Origin of the sequence: Rhizobium aethiopicum (genome assembly GCF_900094625.1) — a bacterium.
GTDB lineage: Bacteria > Pseudomonadota > Alphaproteobacteria > Rhizobiales > Rhizobiaceae > Rhizobium > Rhizobium aethiopicum.
In genome coordinates this window covers 127,870-149,370 of the sequence record NZ_FMAJ01000002.1, presented here as the reverse complement: position 1 = coordinate 149,370, position 21,501 = coordinate 127,870, and the positions used below count along the sequence as shown (strand labels likewise).

The following is a 21,501-nucleotide window of genomic DNA, read 5'->3' as shown; positions in this document are numbered from 1 at the left end:
ATGTTCAAGCTCGCGCATATTTCCGACGTCCACCTCGGACCGCTGCCCCGTCTTTCCATTCAAGAGCTGTTTTCAAAACGCATAACCGGCTTTGTGAACTGGCATCGAAATCGACGCAAGCACCTTTTCGGCAGCACGCTGGATCTGCTGCTCGACGACATCCGCGCTCGTCAGGCCGATCACCTGGCCGTCACCGGCGATCTCGTCAACTTGGCGAGCGGCATCGAGATCCGCGCCGCCGCCGCCTGGCTACGCGCGCTCGGCGATCCCGCCGACACCTCGGTCGTCCCCGGCAATCACGACGCCTATGTGCCGGGCGCCTACGAGAAGTCGATGCGCGCCTGGTACGACTATGTCCGCGGCGACCTCGCCCCGCCGCAATGGCAGGAAGACCGCCGCATCTTTCCCTATCTGCGCGTCCGCGACAAAGTTGCGATCGTTGGCTGCTCCACGGCAGTCGCCACGCCACCCTTCGCCGCCTCGGGATTTTTCAGCGCCAGGCAGGCCCGCGAAACAGTGAACATGCTACGCGCGGCCGGCGAAGCCGGCCTCTTCCGCGTCGTCATGATCCATCATCCGCCGATCCGCGGCGCCACCGCCTTCCACAAGCGCATGATCGGCATCCGCCGCTTCGCGGCCGTGATTTCGACCGGCGGCGCCGAGCTCGTGCTGCACGGCCACACGCATCTGAATACGCTGCACTGGCTGCGCGGACAGGTGCAGCCGGTTCCGGTCGTGGGCATCGCCTCGGCCTCACAGGGACCGGGCAGCGTCAAGCCGCCGGCTGCCTACAATCTCTTCTTCATCGATGGTGCTCCGGGCGCCTGGGAACTCACTGGCGAGCGCTTCAGCCTGAATAGGACGGGTGACGCGGTGATGCCGGAAAGCGTCGACATTTTCGCGCCTTAGCTCAGATTTCGGACTCTTTCTGTGCACCACTTGAAGCAATCTCGAAAAGCGCCCCACCACCGCCGCAACATTTGTCGTGGAGGCGGCTTACCCTCTTGGTATTTTTACCGGTAAGCGTACAATCCGCGCAACTGCATCGCATCAGAACGGAGCCGCCAATGACCTCCCCCTTTCATCGCCTCTGCAGAGCGACACTTGCCGCCGGGTTTGCGTTCGGCATTGCGACGGCCGCTTTCGCGGTCGGCGGCGGCAACGATGACACCAATCCGCCGCCGAAGACCGAGACCACCAAGACCTGCACCGGCGGCAAGGTCTGGGACAAGGCCAAGAAGGAATGCGTCACCCCGAAGAAGAGCAGCTTCAACGATGACGATCTCTATAAGTTCGCCCGCGAATTCGCCTATGCCGGTCAGTATGAGAATGCCATCACCGTGCTCGACCTTGCGCGCAATCAGAACGACCCGCGCATCCTGAACTATCTCGGTTATGCCAATCGCAAGGCGGGCCGCATGGAGCTCGGCATGTCCTATTACCGCAAGGCGATTCAGGCAGATGAGAATTATATCCTCGCCCGCTCCTATATGGGCATGGCGCTGGTGGAACAGGGAGACATCCAGGGGGCTCGTGTTCAGCTCGTCGAAATTCGCGACCGCGGCGGCGAAGAGAGCTGGGCCTATCGCGCCCTGCTGCAAAGCTTGAACGGCTACAGGACATATTGACGCAAGTTTTGCGGGCTAGATTACGAAAACCCCTTGGGAAAGGGGATAAGATGACCGAATGCTTGCGAAGTGCAGTAGATTTGCTTCATAAAGCACATGCATCTTCGGTGCCGATCAAGCCGGTTTCGCGTCTGATGGCGATCCCATCGTCCGCGAAACCATTGTGAATGCTTCTTGGATAGACAATGCGTCAGCCCGCAACAACCATCGACCTCCGGCGTGATCTCGTCGGCCTCCTGCCCCACCTTCGCCGCTTCGCGATCACGCTCGCGGGCGAAGCTGGCGTGGCCGACGAACTTGTCCAGGCTGTCTGTCTGCGTGCCATTGCCAAGGGGCATCAATGGAACGGCGAAGGCCGGCTGGAAAGCTGGATCTACATGCTTGCGCGCCAGCAGTGGGCCGAGGACAGCCGCAAGCGCAAGCCGAAAGCGTCGGCCCGCGGCAACGTCACCGATATCAGAGAGGCTGCGCGCGAACGCTCGGCTTCGGTCGATCCCGACGCCATCCACCGCATGATCGCCGAAATGCCGGACGGCGTTTCCTCGATTTTCCTGCTCGTCGATGTCGAGGGGCACAGCTATCAGCAGGCAGCCGACATTATGGGCATTTCCGCGGCAAGCGTCGTCTCCCAACTTGCCACGGCAAGGTTGCATTTCGCCGGACTTGCCGGCACCCACCCGATCCACAGGTACTAAATTGCTCGATCTTAGGAAATTGCCGCTCGAAGCTCAGCTCACCGCGCTTCTCGATGGCGAGGTCTCGCCCGAACAGCGCCACGAACTGGAGCAGCGCCTGGCAAGCGACGAGAATGCGCGCCGGCTCTACGAAAAGCTGCGCCACGGCGCCGATTTCGGCCGCCGCCGGCTCGACGATGTGCTGAAGGAGCCGGTGCCCCTCGCCCTTGTCCGCTCGATCAAGAGCACGCAGCCGCCAAAGACGCCGGTCGCCCAGCGCGCCACGCGTCCGCAGGTGAAACTGGCCCCGAGCGGCCCACAGGCGCTGGCAGCCGCTCTTATCCTCTTCGTCGTCGGTTGCGGCATTGGCTACTTTGCCGGAGCCGCCCCGGATGCAGATCAAATTGCCACCACGACCTCCGCCACGGCGCCGGCCAATACCAGTGACTGGCTGAGCGACGTCACCGCCTATCAGCGCCTGCTGATCCGCCAGCCGCGTCACCTTGTCGAAGTGCCGGCCTCACAGGCCGAAGAAATCTCCAGCTGGCTGACGACCGCGATCGGCGTGCCCTTCCGTGTTCCCGATCTCAGCGGCGAATCCTGGACTTTCCAGGGAGCCCGCGTCATTCTCGGCGACAGCCGCCCCGTCGGGCAGCTCGTCTATTCCAACAATGATGGCGACATCATCTCGATCTGCTTCCGCAAGGACGCCCAGCCGCCTGAGACCGACGACTTCAAGGAAACGATCAAGGACGAGATCGGCTTGGTGACCTGGCACAATGCCGGCACATCCTATGTCCTCGCCGGCCCCTCCGCCGAGGCAACCCTCGGCCAGCTCGCCATGGAGATCGCCACCGCGATTTGACGTGATCTGTCAGCGCCAGCGGCCCCGTCATCCGCCTGCCGGCGCACCTTCTCCCCGCTGGGGAGAAGAGGAAATGCCGCAGCGTCTCGATTCCTCTCATCAGCAAAAGGGCGCCGAAAGGACGGTGGGCGCACGCTCGCCCCCTCTTCTCCCCAGCGGGAGAAGGTGGCCCGCAGGGTCGGATGAGGGGGCCACACGGCACGCCTTTCATTACAGACCAAACGAAGCGAACCTAATCGTGAGGCCGCGTCGTAGCAAAACGATCGCGGCCTGAACCTATTCGATCAGGCCCTGCCGGCCCTCACTTCGAGCACCCGGTTGGCCGCCGAAACGATCGCCTCAAGCGATGCCGCGACGATGTTGGTATTGATGCCGGCGCCGAAGAGCTTGCCGCCGGGATAGGAGGTTTCGACATAGGAGATTGCCGCCGCGTTCGAGCCGTGCTGCAGCGAATGCTCGGAATAGTCCTCGACCGACATCTCGATACCGAGATAGTGCGACAGCGCGTTGATGAAGCCGTCGATCGGGCCGTTGCCGCGCCCTTCGATGCGCCTGATCTCGCCATTGTCGGTGATCTCGGCAGCGACGATCCGCTGGCCCTTGCGCTCAGTGTCGGGATAGGTGTGGTGGTCGACGAATTTCAGGCGCGCCTCCGGCTGCGTCACGTAACGCTCGATGAAACGATCGTAGATGCGCTTCGAGGGAAGCTCCTTGCCCTCTACGTCGGTGATGCGCTGGATGTCCTCGCGAAACTCGACCTGCAGGTTGCGCGGCAGGTTGAGCCCGTAATCCTGCTGCAGGATATAGGCGATGCCGCCCTTGCCGGACTGCGAGTTGATGCGGATGATCGCCTCGTAGGAACGGCCGACATCGCGCGGATCGATCGGCAAGTACGGCACTTCCCACACCGGATCGTTGGCAACCTGCGCAGCCTTCATGCCCTTGTTGATCGCATCCTGATGCGAACCGGAGAAGGCGGTATAGACCAGCTCGCCGACATAGGGATGACGCTCGGCGATCGCCATCTGGTTCGAATATTCGAACACTTCCTTGATGCGCTCGATGTTCGAGCAGTCGATCCCGGGATCGACGCCTTGCGTGAACATATTGAGCGCCATGGTGACGACGTCGACATTGCCGGTGCGCTCGCCATTGCCGAACAGCGTGCCTTCGACGCGGTCGGCGCCGGCCAGCAAGGCCAATTCGGCGGCGGCGATGCCTGTACCCCGATCATTATGCGGATGCAGCGAGACGATCAGATTCTCGCGGTTGTCGAGATTACGGCACATCCATTCGATTTGGTCGGCATAGACGTTCGGAGTCGCCATCTCGACCGTGGAAGGCAGGTTGATGATGAGCTTGTTGTCGGGCGTCGGCTTCACCACCTCGATGACGGCGTTGCAGATTTCCAGCGCCACCTCCAGCTCGGTGCCGGTGAAGCTTTCGGGCGAATATTCGAAGCGATAGCCGCCACCGGCTTTGGCCGCCATGTCGGTGATCATCTTGGCGGCATCGACCGCGATCTGCTTGATGCCCTGCACATCCTTGGCGAAAACGACGCGGCGCTGCAGCTCGCTGGTCGAATTGTAGAAATGTACGATCGGCCGGTTTGCCCCTTCCAATGCCTCAAATGTGCGGGTGATCAACTCCGGGCGGCACTGCACCAGCACCTGCAGGGAGACGTCGTCGGGCACGCTGCCCTCTTCCACGCACCAGCGGGCGAAGTCGAAATCCGTCTGTGAAGCCGAGGGGAAACCGATCTCGATTTCCTTGAAGCCCATCTCCAGCAGCAGATGGAACATGCGCGCCTTGCGGTCATGGCCCATCGGGTCGACCAGCGCCTGGTTGCCGTCGCGCAGGTCGACCGAGCACCAGACCGGCGCCTTGGTGATGGTCTTCGTCGGCCATGTCCGGTCGGCAATGTTGACTTGCGGATAGGGCCGGTATTTCACCGCGGCATCGGGCATGCCCTTGGCGGAGGATCGGCTGGTGGTGTTGTCCATTATCTTGTCTCCTCGTCCGGCATTTGCCCCGCCTCTTAGCCGATCGCATCGGGCTTGGCGATAAACAAATGCGGACCTTCGTCGGTCGTTAGGTCAATTTTGGAATGAGTCGCGAGGAGCGATGGCCGGGCGGGCTTTCGGCCGCCGGGCGCTCCTCACAGGACCCGGCAACCGCGCGTAAGGCCGAGAAGAAGAAGCGAGGTCAGGGCGCGCGAGTTGTCACGCAGGGCGATGCGGCCGCGTGCAATCGTGTCGGAAATTCTGGCGCCTGTGGTCTTCATGCCCGCGCTTATAACCTCGGGCGGCAGAACTGACAAGCCCTCGCGGTCCGCTCGTCTTTCGTTACTTCGGCTGCGCGCGATCTTTCGACATCTTCACCAGGCGCAACAGCCCCAGCATCAGCCCGCCGGCGATCAATCCCCAGAAGGCGCCTGAGATACCGCCGAAGGACACGCCGGATGCGGTGACAAGGAAGGTGATCGCCGCCGCCTCGCGTGATTCCGGCGCCTGGAAAGCCGACATCGCCGAGGACGAAAAGGCGCCGACCAGCGCCAGCCCCGCCACCGCCTCGATCAGCACGGGAGGCGCGAGCGCCACGAAGGCCGTCACCGCGCCGGCAAGCAGTCCGAGGATGACATAACCGACGCCGGCGATCAGCGAGGCCCAATAGCGCCGCTTCGGATCGGCATGGGCATCGTGGCCCGCGCACATAGCGGCCGTGATCGCCGCCAGATTGACGGCGTGGCCGCCGAACGGCGCAGAGAGCAGCGAGAAGAAACCGGTGACGGCAAAGAGCGGACCAGGCTTTGGGTCGTATAAATTGACCTTCAGCACCGCGATGCCCGGAATGTTCTGCGAGGCCATGGTGACGATGAACAGCGGCAGCGCGATCGAGATGAAAGCGCCGAGGTTGAACGCCGGCCGGACGATTTCCACCGTCGGCACCAGCGATCGCTCGAGCGAAGCGAAGGCGCCGTCGGGAATATCGACGCCGAAGGCAAGCACCAGCACGAAGGCTGCGAGAGCGGCCGGCACCGCCCAGAGCCGCTTGAAGGCGCCGACCACGATCCAGGAAATAACGATCGGCAGCCCGAGCAGCGGATTGAAGCCGATTGCCTTCACCGGCGCGAAGCAGAGGCCGATCAGCACGCCGGCGAGCATCGCATTGGCGAGTGGCGCGGGGATGGCGGCAACCGCGCGCCCGAGCGGCTTGAACAGCCCGGCAATGACGATCAACGCAGCGCAGATGAGAAACGCTCCGACCGCCGCATTGAAGCCGCCCTCGATCGCACCGGTGCTTGCCAGCAGTGCCGCGCCCGGCGTCGACCAGGCGATGCTGATCGGCAAGCGGGTCACGGCGCTGAGCATGATCGCGCAGATCCCCATCGAGATCGACAATGCCATCAGCCCCGAAGCCGCCTGCGCCTCAGTGGCGCCGACCGCCCGCAGCCCGTGCAGCACGACGGCAAAAGAGCTGGCGGAACCGACGAAAGCGGTCAGCAGACCCATGAACAGAGCCTGGACGGAAAAATCTTTGAGCATGACGGACTCGCGGGCTGCGGGAATGCGCATGGAGCATGAGGGCTGCGGCGCGCGCAAGTCCGAATTCGGCTCTTTTCGTCCAGCCCACCTGTGGGCAAGCACCAGTCCAAAAAACAAACCGCCCTCGCCTGCGGTCGGCAGGCAAGGGCGGTTTTTAACTGCTCCTGCTCAGAAAGCTCAGATGTCGGCCTGCGACGTCACGATCCGCGAGACGAGGCCGTAGTCCTTCGCCTCTTCGGCCGAGAGCCAATAGTCGCGGTCCGTATCCTTGGCGATCTTGTCGAGCGGCTGGCCGGTGGCCGCAGCCATGATCTTGTTCAGGCGCTCGTTCATCTTGATGATCTCGCGCGCCTGGATCTCGATGTCGGATGCCATGCCGCGCGTGCCGCCCGACGGTTGGTGCAGCAGAAAGCGCGTATTCGGCAGGCACAGGCGCTGCTCCTTCGGAGCCGCTACATAGATCAGCGCGCCAGCGGAGGCGACCCAGCCCGTGCCGATCATCCAGACCTTCGGCTTGATGAACTTGACCATGTCATGGATGGAATCGCCGGATTCGACGTGGCCGCCGGGCGAATTGACATAGATGCGAATGTCTTCGTCGCTAGCCGCAGCAAGTGCGACGAGCTGCGAGCAGACCTTCTGCGCCAGTTCCTGATTGATTGGTCCATAGATGAAGATCGAACGCGACTTGAAAAGATTCGCCTCCGTTTCCTTGCCGAGCGGCAGTTCCTTCGTCTTGTCGTCCTGTTCTTCGTCGTTCATTCGAACCTCTCGGAGATGAATTCGGGTTCCTCGCACATAGTGCGACTCAATGCCTAAAACAATGCGGGAAAAACACAAGGCAGCGAAGCGCTGGAGATATCCTTAAGAAGCCGCGCGCCGTTCCGCAAGCCTTACTGAAATGTAACGGTTGGAAGGCTTTGAAAAGCCGGAATCGGTTCCTACCTCACCTCTCACGTGGCAACCGCCAAATGAAATCAACAGGAGACCGGACATGTCACCGGAAGAACGCCAATTGCTGACCGCCCTCTTCGACCGCGTGCGCACCGCGCAAGCCCAGCCGCGCGACCACGAGGCCGAAGCCCTGATCGACCAGGCGACGCGCGAGCAGCCGTCCGCCACTTATTATCTCGCCCAGGCCGTCATCGTGCAGGAAAAGGGGCTGGAAGCAGCCGCCAACCACATCAAGGAACTCGAGGAGCGCGTCCGGCAGTTTGAAGCCGGAGCCAGCGAGCACCGCCAGGCCGAACAGGGCGGCGGTTTCCTGAGCTCAATCTTCGGCAATACCCAGACGCAGCAGCCCGCGCCTGTCCCCTCCAACCCGGGCCCTTGGGGTCAGCCGTCCCGCGCCTACGACGAGCCGCGCGGCTACGATCGCCAGACGCCGCAGCAGCCGAGCGGCCCGTGGAGCCAGCAGGCCTCCGCGCCGTCTGCCGGCGGCAGCTTCCTGCGCGGCGCGCTCGGCACGGCGGCCGGTGTGGCCGGCGGCATGCTGCTTGCCAATTCGCTGAGCGGCATCTTCAGCAACCACATGTCCTCACTCGGCTGGGGCTCGCCCTTCGGCGCCAACCCCTTCGGCAATGCCAGCGCCCCCACCGAAGAGACCGTCATCAACAATTATTTCGGCAACGACGACACCCGCCAGGCATCGGACAATGCCGGCAATGACAATGACGACAATGTGCAGCAAGCCGATTATGACGACGGCGACGATTACAGCGACGACTCGTCCGCCGACGTTACGGATGTTTGACGTTTAACGGGTGAAGACGGGCAGCGGTCGCCGCAGCGTTGCCCGGCCCTTCGCGATGGCTCAGGGCGTTCGCCGCTGCAATCGATTCACTGGATCGATTGCTGCCGCCTTTGGCGACACCGCGGCTCACCCACGTCCACGATAGGTGGCGACGCCCTGCTCAGGCAGCCACACGTCTTCCGGCGGCTTGCCCGTCTGCCAGAAGACGTCGATCGGAATGCCGCCGCGCGGATACCAATAGGCGCCGATCCGAAGCCACTTGGGATCGAGCAGCTCGACGATGCGCTTGGCGATGTAGATCGAGCAATCCTCATGGAAAGCGCCATGATTGCGGAAGGAATGCAGGAAGAGCTTCAGCGACTTCGATTCCACCAGCCATTCGCCCGGAATATAGTCGATGACGATATGGGCAAAATCGGGCTGCCCGGTCATCGGGCAGAGCGAGGTGAATTCAGGCGCGGTGAAGCGCACCACGTAATCGGTGCCAGCATGATTGGACGGCACTTTTTCCAGCACCGCGTCCTCCGGCGATTTCGCGGTTTCGGTCTGCTGGCCCAGCATCGACAGGCTGGAAACATCTGTATTCGGCATCATGCCTCCTTGACGACTTTGACGCGGATACCATGGGCCTTTTCACCCTCCGGCTCCACATGAATGGCTATTTTGGCGCCCTCATGCACCGCACTGATGGCATCCTCAAGGCGGTCGCATATATCATGCGCCTGCCGAACGGACATAGAGCCGGGCACCACCATGTGAAAATCGATGAAGGTGACGGTGCCTGCCCGCCTGGTTTTCAGATCATGCACGCCGATCGAGCCCACCGCGTGGGTGGCGATCGCCTGCTTGATCGCCTCTTCCTCCTGCGGCTCCACCGCTTGGTCCATCAGCCCGCCGATCGATTGCGATATCACCTTCCACCCCTGATAGAGGATGTTGACGGCAACAAGGATGGCAAGCACCGGGTCGAAGATCGCATAACCGGTCGCCAGCGCCAGCAGCAGACCGATGAGCACGCCGACGGAGGTCACCACATCCGACATGATGTGCTGCCCATCCGCCGCAAGCGCCGCCGAGCGATGTTTGCGTCCGGTCTGGATCAAGAGCCGCGCCCAGACCGCGTTGATGAGGCCTGCCGCAAAGTTGATCGCAAGGCCAAGCACCGGCGCATCGAGCATGCGCGGCTCGGCCAGATAGCCGATGGACTCCTTGACGATCAGCAGCGCGGCGACGACGATCAGCACACCTTCGGTGACGGCGGACAGGTATTCCGCCTTGTGATGGCCGAAGGGATGGTCATGATCGGCCGGCTTCTGCGCATAACGGATGACGAAGAAGGCGATGAAGGCGGCAACGACGTTGACCATCGATTCGAGCCCGTCCGATAGCAGCGCCACCGAGCCGGTCACCCACCAGGCCACCATCTTCAGCCCCATGACGCCGAGCGACAGCGGGATGCCCCACATCGCCAGCTTCCGAACCGTAAGATCGCCGTTGTCGCTCATGTCGTCCTCCTGCGGTTGCGAGTGAATAGCAGGATCCAGGCCATTGAAATGCAAAACCGCCCACGCGATGTCGCGCAGGCGGCCCAGTTGAGGGTGATATGGGCGATGATTGAGGATTTGTCAAAGGAGAATGCCGCATCCTTCACAGCTGTGGCCGCCCCGACAGAACAGCAGCACGGGCGGACGATGGGCGTTCCCGCTACGGCGTCGAAGGAGCGGGATCGGACTGGACGGATTGCGGCCACCGCAGAAGAGCGGCCTGCCCGGCCGGCGTCAGGGCGTAGACGCCCTTTTCCTGACGCTCGAACCATCCATAGACGTTGTCGCGCAGGATCGGACCGGCCTTTGGCGTCAGCGCCTTCATATCTCGTGGCCTTACTATTCCCCGATCGAGAGCCGAAGCACAAAGCAACGCCTGCTGGCGATAGGCGGTCATGATCGGCGCCCGTGATCCGCCGCCGACGGCGGGATCGCCGCGACGCCGCTGGTGCTCCTTGACGAGGCGCGTGCGCCGCTTCGGGTTGGTCCGCGGCATCGGCGAGACCGAACTGACGATGACGCTGACCTCGCCGCCGTCTGAGACACCGAGCATGCCGATGCCGAGCCGCCGGCAAAGATCTCGATAACGTTTGTCAGCCTCCCGCCCGCGCCCCTTGGCCGAAACGCGCGCCGCGATCCAGACTTCATCACTCATTGCAGCCCGGTCGACCGCCTGAAGAAGCAGTTCGAGATTGAAGGAAAGCTTGAGTTCGCAGACCACCACGACCGGCGGCTCACCGTCGCTCAAGCCGACCAGATCGCATCCTGCGACCTCACCCTTGACGACATAACCGGCCGCCTCCAGAAAGGCTTTGACCGGCAGGTAGAGCGACGTCTCCATAAAGCCGCGTCTCAGGCGGCGTTGAGGTCGGCAATCTCGCCATATCGCGCAAGCAGTCGCGGCGAGCTCATGTCACCGGTTTCCTCATCGACGATGACGGCATAGGCGGCGACGCCGACGAACCGCTCGGCCATCGCCGAGGCGATCTTCTCCGCACTGACGGCGTTCGAGGCCTGGCGCATTTCGCCGGGCACGAGATTGCCGCGGTTCTTGCGATAAGGAAGGACGATGAACTTTTCGGCATTGGCCACGCGATAATTCCCGGTTGATCGTTCTGGAAATGTTCTGATTTGCCTGACAGAGTCAACCCTCGCCTATCCGCGCAGGAAAAGGGGCGAGATGGAGCTGCGTCAAGCCGCCTTGGTCTTCACCTTACGCGCCAGATGCGCCACGACATTCTCAATCATCCGCATGCCGGCATCGCCGCCGAGCGTCATGATCGATTCCGGATGGAACTGCACCGCTGCAATCGGCTCCTTGGCATGCTCGATGCCCATGATCGTGCCATCGTCGCTCTCCGCCGTGATGATGAACTCAGGCGGCAGCGTCGAGGGATCGGCGAAGATCGAGTGATAGCGGCCGACCGTCACCTCCTTCGAAAGGCCGGAGAAGACGATGCCCGGCTCCAGCACGCGGATGCGCGATGGCTTGCCGTGCATCGGCAGCGCCAGATGGCGCAGTTCCCCGCCATAGGCTTCGGCGAGCGCCTGCAGGCCGAGGCAGACGCCGAAGATCGGCAGGTTGCGCGCCCGCGCCTTCTTGATCGTCGCCTTGCAGTCGAAATCCTTCGGCGTGCCGGGGCCGGGCGACAGCACGACGAGATCGGGATTCAGCCGGTCGAAGATCTCCTCCGGCACCGGGGTGCGCACGGTCGAAACCGTCGCGCCCGTCTGGCGAAAATAATTGGCGAGCGTGTGGACGAAGCTGTCCTCATGATCGACGAGCAGGATGCTGACGCCCTTGCCGACGCTTGCGACATCGCGCTGGACTTTACCGGAATTGCCTATCTTGGCGTCTCGGATGGCGGAAAGCATGGCGGAGGCCTTCAGTTCGGTTTCGGCTTCTTCTTCCTCTGGAATGGAATCGTTCAGCAGCGTCGCTCCGGCGCGCACCTCGGCGATACCGTCCTTGATGCGCACGGTGCGCAGCGTCAGGCCGGTATTCATGTCGCCGTTGAAACCGACCATGCCGATTGCCCCACCATACCATGCGCGCGGGCTCTTTTCATGGCTCTCGATGAAGCGCATCGCCCAGAGCTTCGGCGCGCCGGTGACCGTAACGGCCCAGGCATGGCTCAGGAAGCCGTCGAAGGCGTCCATGTCGTCGCGCAGCCGCCCTTCGATATGGTCGACCGTGTGGATGAGGCGCGAATACATCTCGATCTGCCGGCGGCCGATTACCTTGACGGAGCCCGGTTCGCAGACGCGGCTCTTGTCGTTGCGGTCGACGTCCGAACACATGGTGAGCTCGGACTCGTCCTTCTTGGAATTCAGGAGCTTCAGGATCTGCTCGCTGTCGGCGATCGGATCTTCGCCGCGCTTGATGGTGCCCGAGATCGGGCAGGTCTCGATGCGACGGCCGGACACACGCACGAACATTTCGGGCGATGCGCCGACCAGATATTCCTGATCGCCGAGATTGATGAAGAAGGAATAGGGCGACGGATTGATCGCCTTCAGCCGCTTGGAAATGTCGGAGGGCTTGCTTTCGCAGCGCTCCATGAATTTCTGCCCAGGCACGACTTCGAACAGATCGCCCTTGCGGAAGCTTTCCTTGGCCTTGGTGACGAGTTCGGCATATTCACCCGGCCGGTGGTCGCTCTTCGGCGGAATGGCATCCGTCTGCTTGAAGGGCTCCGGCGCGATAGCTTCGGCCCTGCCTTCGGTCGTCACGCCGTCTTTCTCGAAATCATAACGGTCGATCCAGGCCTTGGCGGCGTAGTTGTCTACGACGAGGATCTCGTCCGGCAGATAGAGGACCATGTCGCGCTGATCGGAGGGCCGCGTCAGCTTCAGGTCAATCGCATCGAATTGGAAGGCGATGTCGTAGCCGAAGGCGCCGTAGAGACCGAGGCTTGCATCCGCCTGTGAGTGGAAGAGGTCGGTGACGGCGCGCAGCACTGTGAAGACCGTTGGCATCTTCGAGCGCTCTTCCTCGGTGAACACCCGGTCGGGTGCCTTGACGGAGAGATCGAGGCGGCGTGCCGAGGCGGCGCCAAGCTCGAGCTCCGACACCGTCTTCAGCCGCTCCGTCACGAAGCCGAGGAGCACCTCGCCGCGCTCATTATAGGCTTCAATCCAGACGTCGCGCCCGAAGGAGGAAATGCCGAGCGGCGGGTCGACGACGGCGGTGTCCCAGCGCGTATAACGGCCGGGATATTCGTAGTTCGACGAGAACACCGCGCCGCGGCGTTCGTCGAGCTTGTCGATATAGGAAGAGACCGCATCGCCATAGGGGATTGCCCGCCGCTGCCGCGTGACTGATATCCCGCCCTTGGTCTCGTAGATTTCCGCACCATCATCCCGCAGGATCGTTACCATAGTTCCACTCCGTTATCGGGGCCCGGACGACAGGCGGCGATAAAACAAAAAAGCCGCCTCGAAGTTTCGGGCGGCTCACTCGTCGTCGTCTTTGAACACGATTGGTCGAGGCCGCCTCAGCGAGCCCACCACCAAACAGCGATGTTCACAGACTTGATCATAGAAAAATTGTTAGCCTGAGATCCGCCGCCGCGCAAGAGGCGATCGCACGAATGAAAAGGGCGGCTCGAAAGCCGCCCCTCCCCCAGCCTTAAAGGTAAAACCGGCTCAGAAGGTTTTGCTGAGCGAGACCTTGAAGGTACGGCCAGGCTCGGAATACCAGTCACGCGGCTGCGATGCCGTCGCAGAGCTGAGATTGACATCGCGCACGGCGAGCGCGTTGAAATACTCCTGGTCGAAGATGTTGTAGACACCAGCTTGAACGCGCAGGCCCGGCAGCTGTTCCGGCGTCCACCAGCCGGTCAAATCGACGATCGCATAACCAGGCGCATCGAAGGTCGTATCGGCGGTCGTGCCGACGGTATTGAGGTGGTCGGTCAGCATGCCAGCCGAAAGCGTCGAGGAAAGGTCGAAGCCGAAGGTCTCATTGCTCCATCCGCCGCCGACGATCGCCTTGAACGGCGCCACCGAGCGCAGGCGCTGCGTGGTCTCTTCATTCCTGCCATAGGCATAGGCAAGTGAAGCATGCAGATTGATGCCGTTGTTGAACGTCTTGACGGCGCTGGCCTCAATACCCGAGATCGTCGCCGCTGCCACGTTGGTGTAATTGAACGTCGTGAAGCCGGTCGAGTCGACGCTCGTCACCGTCTCGATAAAGTTCTGATAGCGTGTGTGGAAAAGCGCGACCCTTCCGGTGACATCGCCCGTGTCAAAATTGGCACCGACTTCGATGCCGCGGCCGATTTCCGGCTCCAGATCAGGATTGCCAAGCTGGGCGTACCGGCCAGTGGGGTTGTAGAACCGGCTGTAGAGTTCGTCGACGGTTGGCGCGCGGAAGCCGACCGCCAACTGCATGTAGAGCTCTACATCAGGCGTCAGGTCGTAGGTCGCCAGGATCTTCGGCGACAGGGCGGCTTCCGTTCGATCGCGAAGATCGCCGAAACGGGTAAGGCCGGTATTATTGGCAAAACCGCCGTCGGTCGAGGGATCGTAGTTGAACCAGTCGAAGCGGAAGCCGGGTGTCAGCGTGAAGCCGGTATTGCCGATCTCGATCTTGTCCTCGACAACAAGCCCAAGGTTCTGACTGGCGACATCAGGCACTTCCGCCTGATTGTTCAGCGACGGGCAAGTCGTCGACGTCGGGCAAAGAGCCCAGCTATATTGCCTCCAGCTGGAAACGCCGAGGTCGAGGCCGACGCGAACGGAGTGGCTGAGGCCGGAATATTCGAAATCCTTTGTCGCGGTGCCGCTGAAGCCCCATGTCTCGTTTTCGATCTCGTTGTTACGGCCATAGGGAACATTGGCGGTCGTGCGCCCCCTGCTGCCGGCCTCCTTCTTCAAATCCAGCCAATAAAGCGTGGCCCGCGCACTGCTGAAGAACGCATCGGAGGACTGCGCTTCATAATCATAATCGAGCGAGACGCGATCGCGGTCACGCAGCTCGCGACCGTCATAATTGTCGACCATGAAGTTGCGAGGGCTGGCGCCCCCCTGAAGTTGCCGCAGGTCGGTTTTTAGATCCCAGCGGAACCGTTCCGCTGTCAAGCCGATGCGATGACCGCCTTCCAGCTCCTGGCGCAGTTTGAAGAGCAGATTGTTCTGATCGAAGTCAGCCGGATTCGCCTCGGTGCGGAAACGACCGTAGCTGTCGTTATCGCCCATATTGTCGCGTTCATGGCCTTTGCGGTAGCCGCCCTGGAACAGGATCGAGGTGGCGCCGATCTTCTTGGCAGCGGCGGCCGACCCGGAAAGGCTGCGGTCTTCGCTGTCATAGGTCGACTTGACGAGCGCACCCCAATCTCGGCCTTCCGGAATGAGATCTTCCGGCTCCAGCGTATTGAGAACGATGGCGCCGCCGAGCATGCCCGAACCGCCCTTGCTCGAATCCGCGCCGCGCACGATATCGAGCGAAGACAGCGAGTCGAAATCGAAGGTATCGCCACCGCCATTGGCATTGGCCGGCGCAAAGGCCCCCTGGCGCGCGCTGTTCGAAATATAGGGAATAGGAATGCCGTCGATCGTGGTCAGGATGCGAGATCCGGAAAGGCCGCGCAGGTTGAAACCCGCGTCAGCGCGCGAATAGTTGACGCCTGCATCGACGCTGCGGCCGATATCGTCGAAATTGGTAACCTGCTTCTCTTCCAGCTGCTTCTTGGTAACCTCGTTCGCGAGCGGCGTGTCGGCAACGCTGCCCGGCGCGACGCGTTTGCCCTTGACGACGATCTTCTGCAGCACGGTGCCGTCATCGGTCGTCGCTTGCGGCGTGGCAGCGCTTTGCGCGTAAGACTGCGAAACAGGAAGAACAACTGCGGCTGCCGTGCAGACCAATAGAACCGAGCGCCAATGCCGGACGATCATAACCTACCCCTAATGATGAATTACCGGGCTGGCTGGTCGTGGCGCGTCGAACGCTCGATGGGCTGGCTGGGCTTTTGCGGATAAAGACGAAGCAGACTTCCGCCTTCTTTTCGCCGCATAAAAAACATGACGGCGATTGTCAACATAAGCTGCCCAGTTATGTTGAATATTTTGATCAAGTTTTAGCGATCTTCAAGGACGTTGCACAATTGCAACGAAAAGCGCTCTCATGCGTTGTTTCTAGCCACGGATACTGGGAAGCGGGTGCCTTGAGAAAATTTTTGCCATTGGCGATCCTTCTCGCCGCTACTGTCTTTCTTGCCGGCGCCCGCCTGCCACCGCAAGGTCCATTGCCTCAACCGAGGCCCGATGCCGCCCCCGTGACCAGCCCCGCCGCCCCGTCCTCGGAAAAGGCTGAACCGCCCGCGCCTCAAGAGGTACCTGCTCCTCAGCCGAAACCTGATGTTAAGGAGCCGGAGACATCCCCACCTGACCAGCCATCTGCCCCGACGGTCGAACCGGTAAAGCCCGAGCCTGCGGAACCCATGCAAGGTCCGCCGTTGCCGCCGGGCAAGCTCGAAAACCCGCAGATGCCGCCGGAAGACAAACGGCCCGGCGAGCAGACGCTTGAAGAACAGCATCTGACGATCGAGCCCGAAAGCGATGCCGACCATGCGAAATGCACGGCCGCGCTCAAGGCCTTGGGCGTCGTCTTCAAGGAGGCCCAGCGCATCGACGACGGCAACGGCTGTGGGATCGACAAGCCGATCATCGTCTCCGAAGCCCTGCCCGGCATCACGTTGAAGCCGGAGGCGACAATACGCTGTCCGGCGGCACTTGCCCTTGCCCGCTGGATGAAGGAAAGCGTCATCCCCGCAGCCTCCGCCGCCCTGCCGGAGCAAGGCCGCATCACAGCCGTCAACCAGGCTACGGCCTATATGTGCCGCCTTCGCAACGGCGCCGACACAGGCAAGATCTCCGAACATGCCCGCGGCAACGCCATCGATATTGCGAGCTTCCATTTCGAAAAGGGCGAGGACGTCGCTGTGCGCTCCCGCCGCGAGGATTCGACACTGAGCGGAGCCTTCCAGCGCACGGTCAGCGCCGCCGGCTGCCTCTATTTCACCACCGTCCTCGACCCCGAAAGCGACTCCGCCCATGAGACCCATTTCCACCTCGACGTGATGGAGAGGAAGGGCGGTTATCGCTACTGCCATTGATCTTTCAGTGGCTGCGATCCTCGCTTGAATCGCGCGGGGACACAACCATATGGAAGCTGCAAAATGGTTGGAGGAGTCAGCGGCAAGTGATGATCATAGCGAACGTCATCGCGGCTCTCCTGATCGTCGTTGTCGGCTTCATCTTTACCGGTGAATTGCATCGGCTCTTTGCCATCGGAGCGCTGTTGCTCGGCACGCTGCAACGCCTTTTCATATGGCTGTTCATCGATCCAGACTTTGAAAAGCATCTGGTTGAGCGCTTCGGCAAGCCATCACCGCATCAGAACAACCCCTCGATGTAACCTTGGTCGTTCAGGAAAATCCGTTCCGCCGAGGGCGATTTCGGCAGGCCCGGCATCGTCATGATTTCGCCGGTGATGGCGACGACGAAGCCCGCCCCGGCCGAAAGCCGCACCTCGCGCACGGAGACGATGTGACCTTCCGGCGCACCGCGCAGGTTCGGGTCGGTGGAGAAGGAATATTGCGTCTTCGCCATGCAGACCGGCAGCTTGCCGTAGCCCTGCTCCTCCCATGTCTGCAGCTGGTCGCGCACCGCCTTGTCGGCCGTCACCTCGCCGGCGTGGTAGATCTTCGACGCGACGATCTCGATCTTTTCGAACAGTGAGATGTCGTCCCCGTAGAGCGGCTGGAATTTCGCCTGGCCCGATTCGGCCAGTTCCACCACCTTGTGCGCCAGCTCCTCGATGCCGGCCGAACCCTTGGCCCAGTGCTGGCAGAGGATCGCTTCGGCCCCGAGCCGCGAGACGAATTCCTTCACCGCCGCGATCTCGGCATCGCTATCCGTGACGAAATGATTGATCGCCACGACAACAGGCACGCCGAAACGGCGCACATTGGCGACGTGGCGGCCGAGATTGGCGCAGCCTTTCTTCAGCGCCGCCACATCCTCGTTTCCGAGATCCTCCTTCTTCACACCGCCATTCATCTTCAGCGCCCTGACGGTCGCGACGATGACGGCCGCATCCGGCTTCAGCCCAGCCTTGCGGCATTTGATGTTGAAAAATTTCTCGGCGCCGAGATCGGCGCCGAAACCTGCTTCGGTCACCACGTAATCGGCAAGCTTCAGCGCCGTCTTTGTCGCCGTCACCGAATTGCAGCCGTGGGCGATATTGGCGAAGGGGCCGCCATGCACGAAGGCAGGATTGTTCTCCAGCGTCTGCACGAGGTTCGGCTGCATCGCATCCTTCAAGAGCACGGCCATCGCGCCGTCGGCTTTCAGGTCGCGCGCATGGACCGGCGTCCTGTCGAAGCGATAGCCGACGATGATGTCGCCGAGCCGCCGCTCCAGATCCTTGAGATCAGTGGCGAGGCAGAGGATCGCCATCACCTCCGATGCGACGGTGATGTCGAAGCCGCCCTGGCGCGGAAAACCGTTGGCGACGCCGCCGAGCGAGGAAACCATGCTCCGGAGCGCCCGATCGTTCATGTCCATGACCCGCCGCCAGGTGATGCGGCGGATGTCGATATTCTCCTCGTTGCCCCAATAGATGTGGTTGTCGATCAATGCCGCCAGCAGATTGTGCGCCGAGGTGATCGCGTGGAAATCGCCGGTAAAGTGCAGGTTGATGTCTTCCATCGGCACGACCTGCGCATATCCGCCGCCGGCCGCCCCGCCCTTGACCCCGAAGCAGGGGCCGAGCGAAGCTTCACGGATACAGACGATGGCTTTCTTGCCGATCCGGTTCAGCCCGTCGCCGAGGCCGACGGTCGTCGTCGTCTTGCCTTCGCCCGCAGGGGTCGGATTGATCGCGGTGACGAGGATCAGCTTGCCGTCCTTCTTGCCCGCCTGCGCCCCGATGAACTCGGCGCTGACCTTTGCCTTGTCGTGGCCATAGGGGACGAGTTGCTCGGCCGCGATACCGAGATTCGCCCCAATCTCGAAGATCGGCCTCTTGGCCGCGGCGCGCGCAATTTCGATATCGGATTTGATTGATGGCATGGATGTTCCCCGTCCCGGCCTGCGCAGGCGCGAAGGCGTTTGTCCTTACCATTGGGATATCGAAATATCGGAAAGGTGTGAATAGCGCTCGCCTTGCCGCCGCCACGCCGGATGGTTATGTGCCGCTCAACAATCGCGGCTTCTTAAGGTGAAGAGATGAAAGCACTGGAACTCCTCGTCGAGCGTATCATCCTGTCGAGCCGCTGGCTCCTCGTCGCCTTCTATATAGGTCTGGTGCTGGCGCTCGCCGCCTATGCCGTTTCCTTCGGCTACAAACTGTTGAAGATCGCCGCCGGCGTCTTCGTGCTTGACGAGGCGGATATGATCCTTGCCATGCTCGGCCTGATCGATGCGGCACTCGTCGCGAGCCTGATCGTCATGGTGATGATCTCCGGCTACGAGAATTTCGTCAGCCGGTTCGATGAGGTCGACGAGGCCGACAACGAGGTCTCCTTCCTCGGCAAGCTTGACTCAGGCAGCCTGAAGATCAAGGTCGCCTCGTCGATCGTCGCCATCTCCTCCATCCACCTGCTGCAGGTCTTCCTCAACGCCGACAAATACGCCGACGGCAAGATCATGTGGCTGACGCTTATGCACCTCGCCTTCGTCGCCTCCGCCGTAATGCTCGGCTTTCTGGAGAAGCTGATGAGCGTCACATCGAAAAACGATCTGAAGGATAGGGATTGACGAGGGCAGGAAGACACGTTCCGGTCTGCCCTTTCGCCGACATCAGTTTGCCAAGGCCACAGGCGCAATTTCAGGCTTCTGATTTCGGGGGCACCGGAGACTTTCCTTCGCCTCTGGTCCGCAGACATGCAAGCCGGGCTCGTCACCATAAGGGATGATACCATTGATGATGCCTAGCTCGAGCGCCTGAGAACGAAGTAAAATCTTTCGCTCGATTGATGTCGCGAGCATCATCGCCTCGTAGGCCTCGGCAGTCACGCCCATCTCGTCGAAATACGCGAAGAATTTCCTATATTCAAACGCCGTGGGTCTGACGAGACCGATATTGGAATATCCGACAATCCGCGGCGTCCCGCTCATCAAGACAAGAGTACAAGTCGAAAGGCAGTCCGCGCGGCCGGCAAAGACTTCACCCTCAGTCGGTCCGCTTTTGGAGATGCTGGCTTTGCAACGAGGGTCCGGCTTCGGACAATTCGGCGACTGCGTCCTGCCAACCGAGGTTTCCAGACCTGCCGCGCGGATCATCCGCCCCATTGCAAAAGCAGCATCCATGTCCCCGCCATGCGACTGAAAGACGACCGGCAGCTTCCTTCCGCCGAGTATCTCCAAAATCGCCTTCAGCCGAGCAGGTGTATCCGGCGTGATGTCGCCATCAGCGGAAATCCACTCCGTGCACTCTTCCTGGCAATTGCCGTTGCGCATCAGCAGAAAGTCCATCGGGTGGGTTTTCGGCAGTCCCTCGCTTGTGGCTGCGGAAGCTTTCTGCGCCGGGGCCTTAGATACCGGCGCCTCAGCCACAGGCGGCTCGACTGCCCGATGGCCGTGGCAGACGGCCTGGGCGGCTGCATCCGGTGCGCAAAGCGGCATGCCCGGCCATTCATTGTAGGACAGCATGTCGGTCATAAGGCCTATTCGAATTGCCTCGGCGGGCGGCACTATCTTGATGCTGTCCGGCGTGGCGCTCATCATATGATCCACCAGATCGTTATCGACCCCCATCTCCCTTAAATAACTTGCCAGGGCGATGGTGGCCTTCTTGCCGAGCTTGGTGGAGCTGCTCTGCCCTGCTGACTTGCGACCGACTTCCCTGCGCGAGATTTCCTTCTTCTTGCCGTTCACGATTTTGTATTCGATGCGGTAGGAGACGCGCACCTTGTTGTAGACCGTCGTGATCTGGTGGACACCGATGAAAGCCCATTGCGACGCGACACGCGACGTACCGCCTGCGAACGCCAGCGGACAGGCGGAAAAACAATATGCCCCGGCCGAATAGGTGTTGCCGAGCGCGGTCCCGTCCTTCGCAATAGCCGCATCGCAACGCAGATCGTCAGCCGGGCAATCCTTCAGCCTCGTGCCGCCTACCGCCGTTTCCAGACCTGCTTTGCGGATCATCCTGCCCATCGCATAGGCGGCATCGACATCACCGCCCTCCGAACGGAAGACGATCGGCAGCTTTCGGTCGCCGATTTTCTTAAGAATTTTTCGGAGTTGCCCGGGCGTATCGGAGGTTATGCGTCCCTCTGCCGATATCCATTCCGGACAGTCTTCCATGCAGAGGAGATGGTGCACGAGGATGAAGCGCATCGGCGGTTGACCCGCTGGCTTCTTCTGCCCGGCAGCCTGCGACGTCGCGGCACCAATCGGCAAGCTCAAAAGGAGAAATACAAGTAATGTCAGAGAAAATAGATGCTTCAGACGCAGGCCGAATGAAAAGCGCACGATTAAAA

Annotated in this window: 20 protein-coding genes; 8 read left to right on the top strand and 12 right to left on the bottom strand. The window is 61.5% G+C overall.

The window, feature by feature from the left end:
• From GA0061105_RS05015 to GA0061105_RS05000, 4 genes are all read left to right on the top strand, one after another.
• Positions 1-909 (top strand): metallophosphoesterase family protein, encoded by a 909-nt coding sequence (locus tag GA0061105_RS05015; protein WP_064695831.1) that lies wholly within the window; start codon positions 1-3, stop codon positions 907-909.
• Positions 910-1,067: 158 nt separating this feature from the next.
• Positions 1,068-1,628, top strand: coding sequence for a tetratricopeptide repeat protein (locus GA0061105_RS05010; protein WP_092748497.1), 561 nt, complete (start codon positions 1,068-1,070; stop codon positions 1,626-1,628).
• 185 nt (positions 1,629-1,813) lie between these two features.
• Positions 1,814-2,323 (top strand): RNA polymerase sigma factor, encoded by a 510-nt coding sequence (locus GA0061105_RS05005; protein ID WP_092748495.1) that lies wholly within the window; start codon positions 1,814-1,816, stop codon positions 2,321-2,323.
• Between the two features lies 1 nt (position 2,324).
• Positions 2,325-3,167 (top strand): anti-sigma factor family protein, encoded by an 843-nt coding sequence (locus GA0061105_RS05000; RefSeq protein WP_092748493.1) that lies wholly within the window; start codon positions 2,325-2,327, stop codon positions 3,165-3,167.
• Positions 3,168-3,451: 284 nt separating this feature from the next.
• Here GA0061105_RS05000 and leuA read toward each other — a convergent pair whose 3' ends face one another.
• The 4 genes from leuA to GA0061105_RS04980 all read right to left on the bottom strand — a co-directional run bounded on the left by leuA (position 3,452) and on the right by GA0061105_RS04980 (position 7,474).
• The gene (leuA, locus tag GA0061105_RS04995; protein ID WP_092748491.1) at positions 3,452-5,170 is read right to left on the bottom strand and encodes a 2-isopropylmalate synthase; all 1,719 of its coding nucleotides are present in this window, start codon (positions 5,168-5,170) and stop codon (positions 3,452-3,454) included.
• Between the two features lie 155 nt (positions 5,171-5,325).
• A complete protein-coding gene (locus GA0061105_RS33735; RefSeq protein ID WP_280949905.1) occupies positions 5,326-5,451 on the bottom strand; it encodes a hypothetical protein in 126 nt (41 codons plus the stop codon).
• A gap of 61 nt (positions 5,452-5,512) precedes the next feature.
• A complete protein-coding gene (locus GA0061105_RS04985) occupies positions 5,513-6,712 on the bottom strand; it encodes a benzoate/H(+) symporter BenE family transporter (RefSeq protein WP_092749029.1) in 1,200 nt (399 codons plus the stop codon).
• Positions 6,713-6,889: 177 nt separating this feature from the next.
• Positions 6,890-7,474 carry an ATP-dependent Clp protease proteolytic subunit gene (locus tag GA0061105_RS04980; RefSeq protein ID WP_012484690.1) on the bottom strand — a complete coding sequence of 195 codons (585 nt, stop codon included), beginning with the start codon at positions 7,472-7,474 and terminating at the stop codon, positions 6,890-6,892.
• Positions 7,475-7,706: 232 nt separating this feature from the next.
• On the opposite strand from GA0061105_RS04980, the gene GA0061105_RS04975 reads away from it, so the two are divergent.
• Positions 7,707-8,465 carry a DUF2076 domain-containing protein gene (locus GA0061105_RS04975; protein ID WP_092748489.1) on the top strand — a complete coding sequence of 253 codons (759 nt, stop codon included), beginning with the start codon at positions 7,707-7,709 and terminating at the stop codon, positions 8,463-8,465.
• Positions 8,466-8,591: 126 nt separating this feature from the next.
• On the opposite strand, the gene queF is transcribed toward GA0061105_RS04975, so the two are convergent.
• The 6 genes from queF to GA0061105_RS04945 all read right to left on the bottom strand — a co-directional run bounded on the left by queF (position 8,592) and on the right by GA0061105_RS04945 (position 15,907).
• Positions 8,592-9,056 (bottom strand): preQ(1) synthase, encoded by a 465-nt coding sequence (gene queF / locus GA0061105_RS04970; protein ID WP_064695825.1) that lies wholly within the window; start codon positions 9,054-9,056, stop codon positions 8,592-8,594.
• On the bottom strand, positions 9,056-9,970 hold the full coding sequence (gene emfA, locus GA0061105_RS04965) for a CDF family cation efflux transporter EmfA (protein WP_064695824.1): 915 nt from the start codon (positions 9,968-9,970) through the stop codon (positions 9,056-9,058). The genes queF and emfA overlap by 1 nt, the downstream gene beginning before the upstream one ends.
• Positions 9,971-10,169: 199 nt before the next feature.
• Positions 10,170-10,850, bottom strand: coding sequence for a DUF2161 domain-containing phosphodiesterase (locus GA0061105_RS04960; RefSeq protein ID WP_092748487.1), 681 nt, complete (start codon positions 10,848-10,850; stop codon positions 10,170-10,172).
• Between the two features lie 11 nt (positions 10,851-10,861).
• Positions 10,862-11,101 (bottom strand): hypothetical protein, encoded by a 240-nt coding sequence (locus GA0061105_RS04955; protein WP_064695947.1) that lies wholly within the window; start codon positions 11,099-11,101, stop codon positions 10,862-10,864.
• A 99-nt stretch (positions 11,102-11,200) separates the two neighbouring features.
• Positions 11,201-13,390, bottom strand: a complete 2,190-nt coding sequence (locus GA0061105_RS04950) for an anthranilate synthase (protein WP_092748485.1) — start codon at positions 13,388-13,390, stop codon at positions 11,201-11,203.
• Positions 13,391-13,657: 267 nt separating this feature from the next.
• Positions 13,658-15,907: a TonB-dependent hemoglobin/transferrin/lactoferrin family receptor gene (locus GA0061105_RS04945; protein ID WP_092748483.1), complete on the bottom strand. Its 2,250-nt coding sequence runs from the start codon at positions 15,905-15,907 to the stop codon at positions 13,658-13,660.
• A 209-nt stretch (positions 15,908-16,116) separates the two neighbouring features.
• On the opposite strand from GA0061105_RS04945, the gene GA0061105_RS04940 reads away from it, so the two are divergent.
• Together GA0061105_RS04940 and GA0061105_RS04935 are read left to right on the top strand one after the other, a co-directional pair.
• Positions 16,117-17,127, top strand: a complete 1,011-nt coding sequence (locus tag GA0061105_RS04940; protein ID WP_208601624.1) for an extensin-like domain-containing protein — start codon at positions 16,117-16,119, stop codon at positions 17,125-17,127.
• A gap of 89 nt (positions 17,128-17,216) precedes the next feature.
• Entirely contained in the window at positions 17,217-17,429 is a 213-nt protein-coding gene (locus GA0061105_RS04935; protein ID WP_425348754.1) for a hypothetical protein, read from the top strand.
• Here the strand turns inward: GA0061105_RS04935 and GA0061105_RS04930 are convergent.
• Positions 17,408-19,087 (bottom strand): formate--tetrahydrofolate ligase, encoded by a 1,680-nt coding sequence (locus GA0061105_RS04930; protein ID WP_064695820.1) that lies wholly within the window; start codon positions 19,085-19,087, stop codon positions 17,408-17,410. The genes GA0061105_RS04935 and GA0061105_RS04930 overlap by 22 nt on opposite strands.
• A gap of 156 nt (positions 19,088-19,243) precedes the next feature.
• On the opposite strand from GA0061105_RS04930, the gene GA0061105_RS04925 reads away from it, so the two are divergent.
• The gene (locus GA0061105_RS04925; protein ID WP_082929036.1) at positions 19,244-19,774 is read left to right on the top strand and encodes a TIGR00645 family protein; all 531 of its coding nucleotides are present in this window, start codon (positions 19,244-19,246) and stop codon (positions 19,772-19,774) included.
• A gap of 42 nt (positions 19,775-19,816) precedes the next feature.
• Here the strand turns inward: GA0061105_RS04925 and GA0061105_RS04920 are convergent, their stop codons facing one another.
• Positions 19,817-21,493 carry a COG3904 family protein gene (locus GA0061105_RS04920; RefSeq protein WP_245304225.1) on the bottom strand — a complete coding sequence of 559 codons (1,677 nt, stop codon included), beginning with the start codon at positions 21,491-21,493 and terminating at the stop codon, positions 19,817-19,819.
• Positions 21,494-21,501: the final 8 nt, after the last annotated feature.

What these genes read in the sequence shown, in the direction of transcription:
- GA0061105_RS05015 (WP_064695831.1), top strand. Translation starts at nt 1, where the DNA reads ATGTTCAAGCTCGCGCATATTTCCGACGTCCACCTCGGACCGCTGCCC.
- GA0061105_RS05010 (WP_092748497.1), top strand. Translation starts at nt 1,068, where the DNA reads ATGACCTCCCCCTTTCATCGCCTCTGCAGAGCGACACTTGCCGCCGGG.
- GA0061105_RS05005 (WP_092748495.1), top strand. Translation starts at nt 1,814, where the DNA reads ATGCGTCAGCCCGCAACAACCATCGACCTCCGGCGTGATCTCGTCGGC.
- leuA (WP_092748491.1), bottom strand. Translation starts at nt 5,170, where the DNA reads ATGGACAACACCACCAGCCGATCCTCCGCCAAGGGCATGCCCGATGCC.
- GA0061105_RS33735 (WP_280949905.1), bottom strand. Translation starts at nt 5,451, where the DNA reads ATGAAGACCACAGGCGCCAGAATTTCCGACACGATTGCACGCGGCCGC.
- GA0061105_RS04985 (WP_092749029.1), bottom strand. Translation starts at nt 6,712, where the DNA reads ATGCTCAAAGATTTTTCCGTCCAGGCTCTGTTCATGGGTCTGCTGACC.
- GA0061105_RS04980 (WP_012484690.1), bottom strand. Translation starts at nt 7,474, where the DNA reads ATGAACGACGAAGAACAGGACGACAAGACGAAGGAACTGCCGCTCGGC.
- GA0061105_RS04975 (WP_092748489.1), top strand. Translation starts at nt 7,707, where the DNA reads ATGTCACCGGAAGAACGCCAATTGCTGACCGCCCTCTTCGACCGCGTG.
- queF (WP_064695825.1), bottom strand. Translation starts at nt 9,056, where the DNA reads ATGCCGAATACAGATGTTTCCAGCCTGTCGATGCTGGGCCAGCAGACC.
- emfA (WP_064695824.1), bottom strand. Translation starts at nt 9,970, where the DNA reads ATGAGCGACAACGGCGATCTTACGGTTCGGAAGCTGGCGATGTGGGGC.
- GA0061105_RS04960 (WP_092748487.1), bottom strand. Translation starts at nt 10,850, where the DNA reads ATGGAGACGTCGCTCTACCTGCCGGTCAAAGCCTTTCTGGAGGCGGCC.
- GA0061105_RS04950 (WP_092748485.1), bottom strand. Translation starts at nt 13,390, where the DNA reads ATGGTAACGATCCTGCGGGATGATGGTGCGGAAATCTACGAGACCAAG.
- GA0061105_RS04945 (WP_092748483.1), bottom strand. Translation starts at nt 15,907, where the DNA reads ATGATCGTCCGGCATTGGCGCTCGGTTCTATTGGTCTGCACGGCAGCC.
- GA0061105_RS04935 (WP_425348754.1), top strand. Translation starts at nt 17,217, where the DNA reads ATGATCATAGCGAACGTCATCGCGGCTCTCCTGATCGTCGTTGTCGGC.
- GA0061105_RS04930 (WP_064695820.1), bottom strand. Translation starts at nt 19,087, where the DNA reads ATGCCATCAATCAAATCCGATATCGAAATTGCGCGCGCCGCGGCCAAG.
- GA0061105_RS04925 (WP_082929036.1), top strand. Translation starts at nt 19,244, where the DNA reads ATGAAAGCACTGGAACTCCTCGTCGAGCGTATCATCCTGTCGAGCCGC.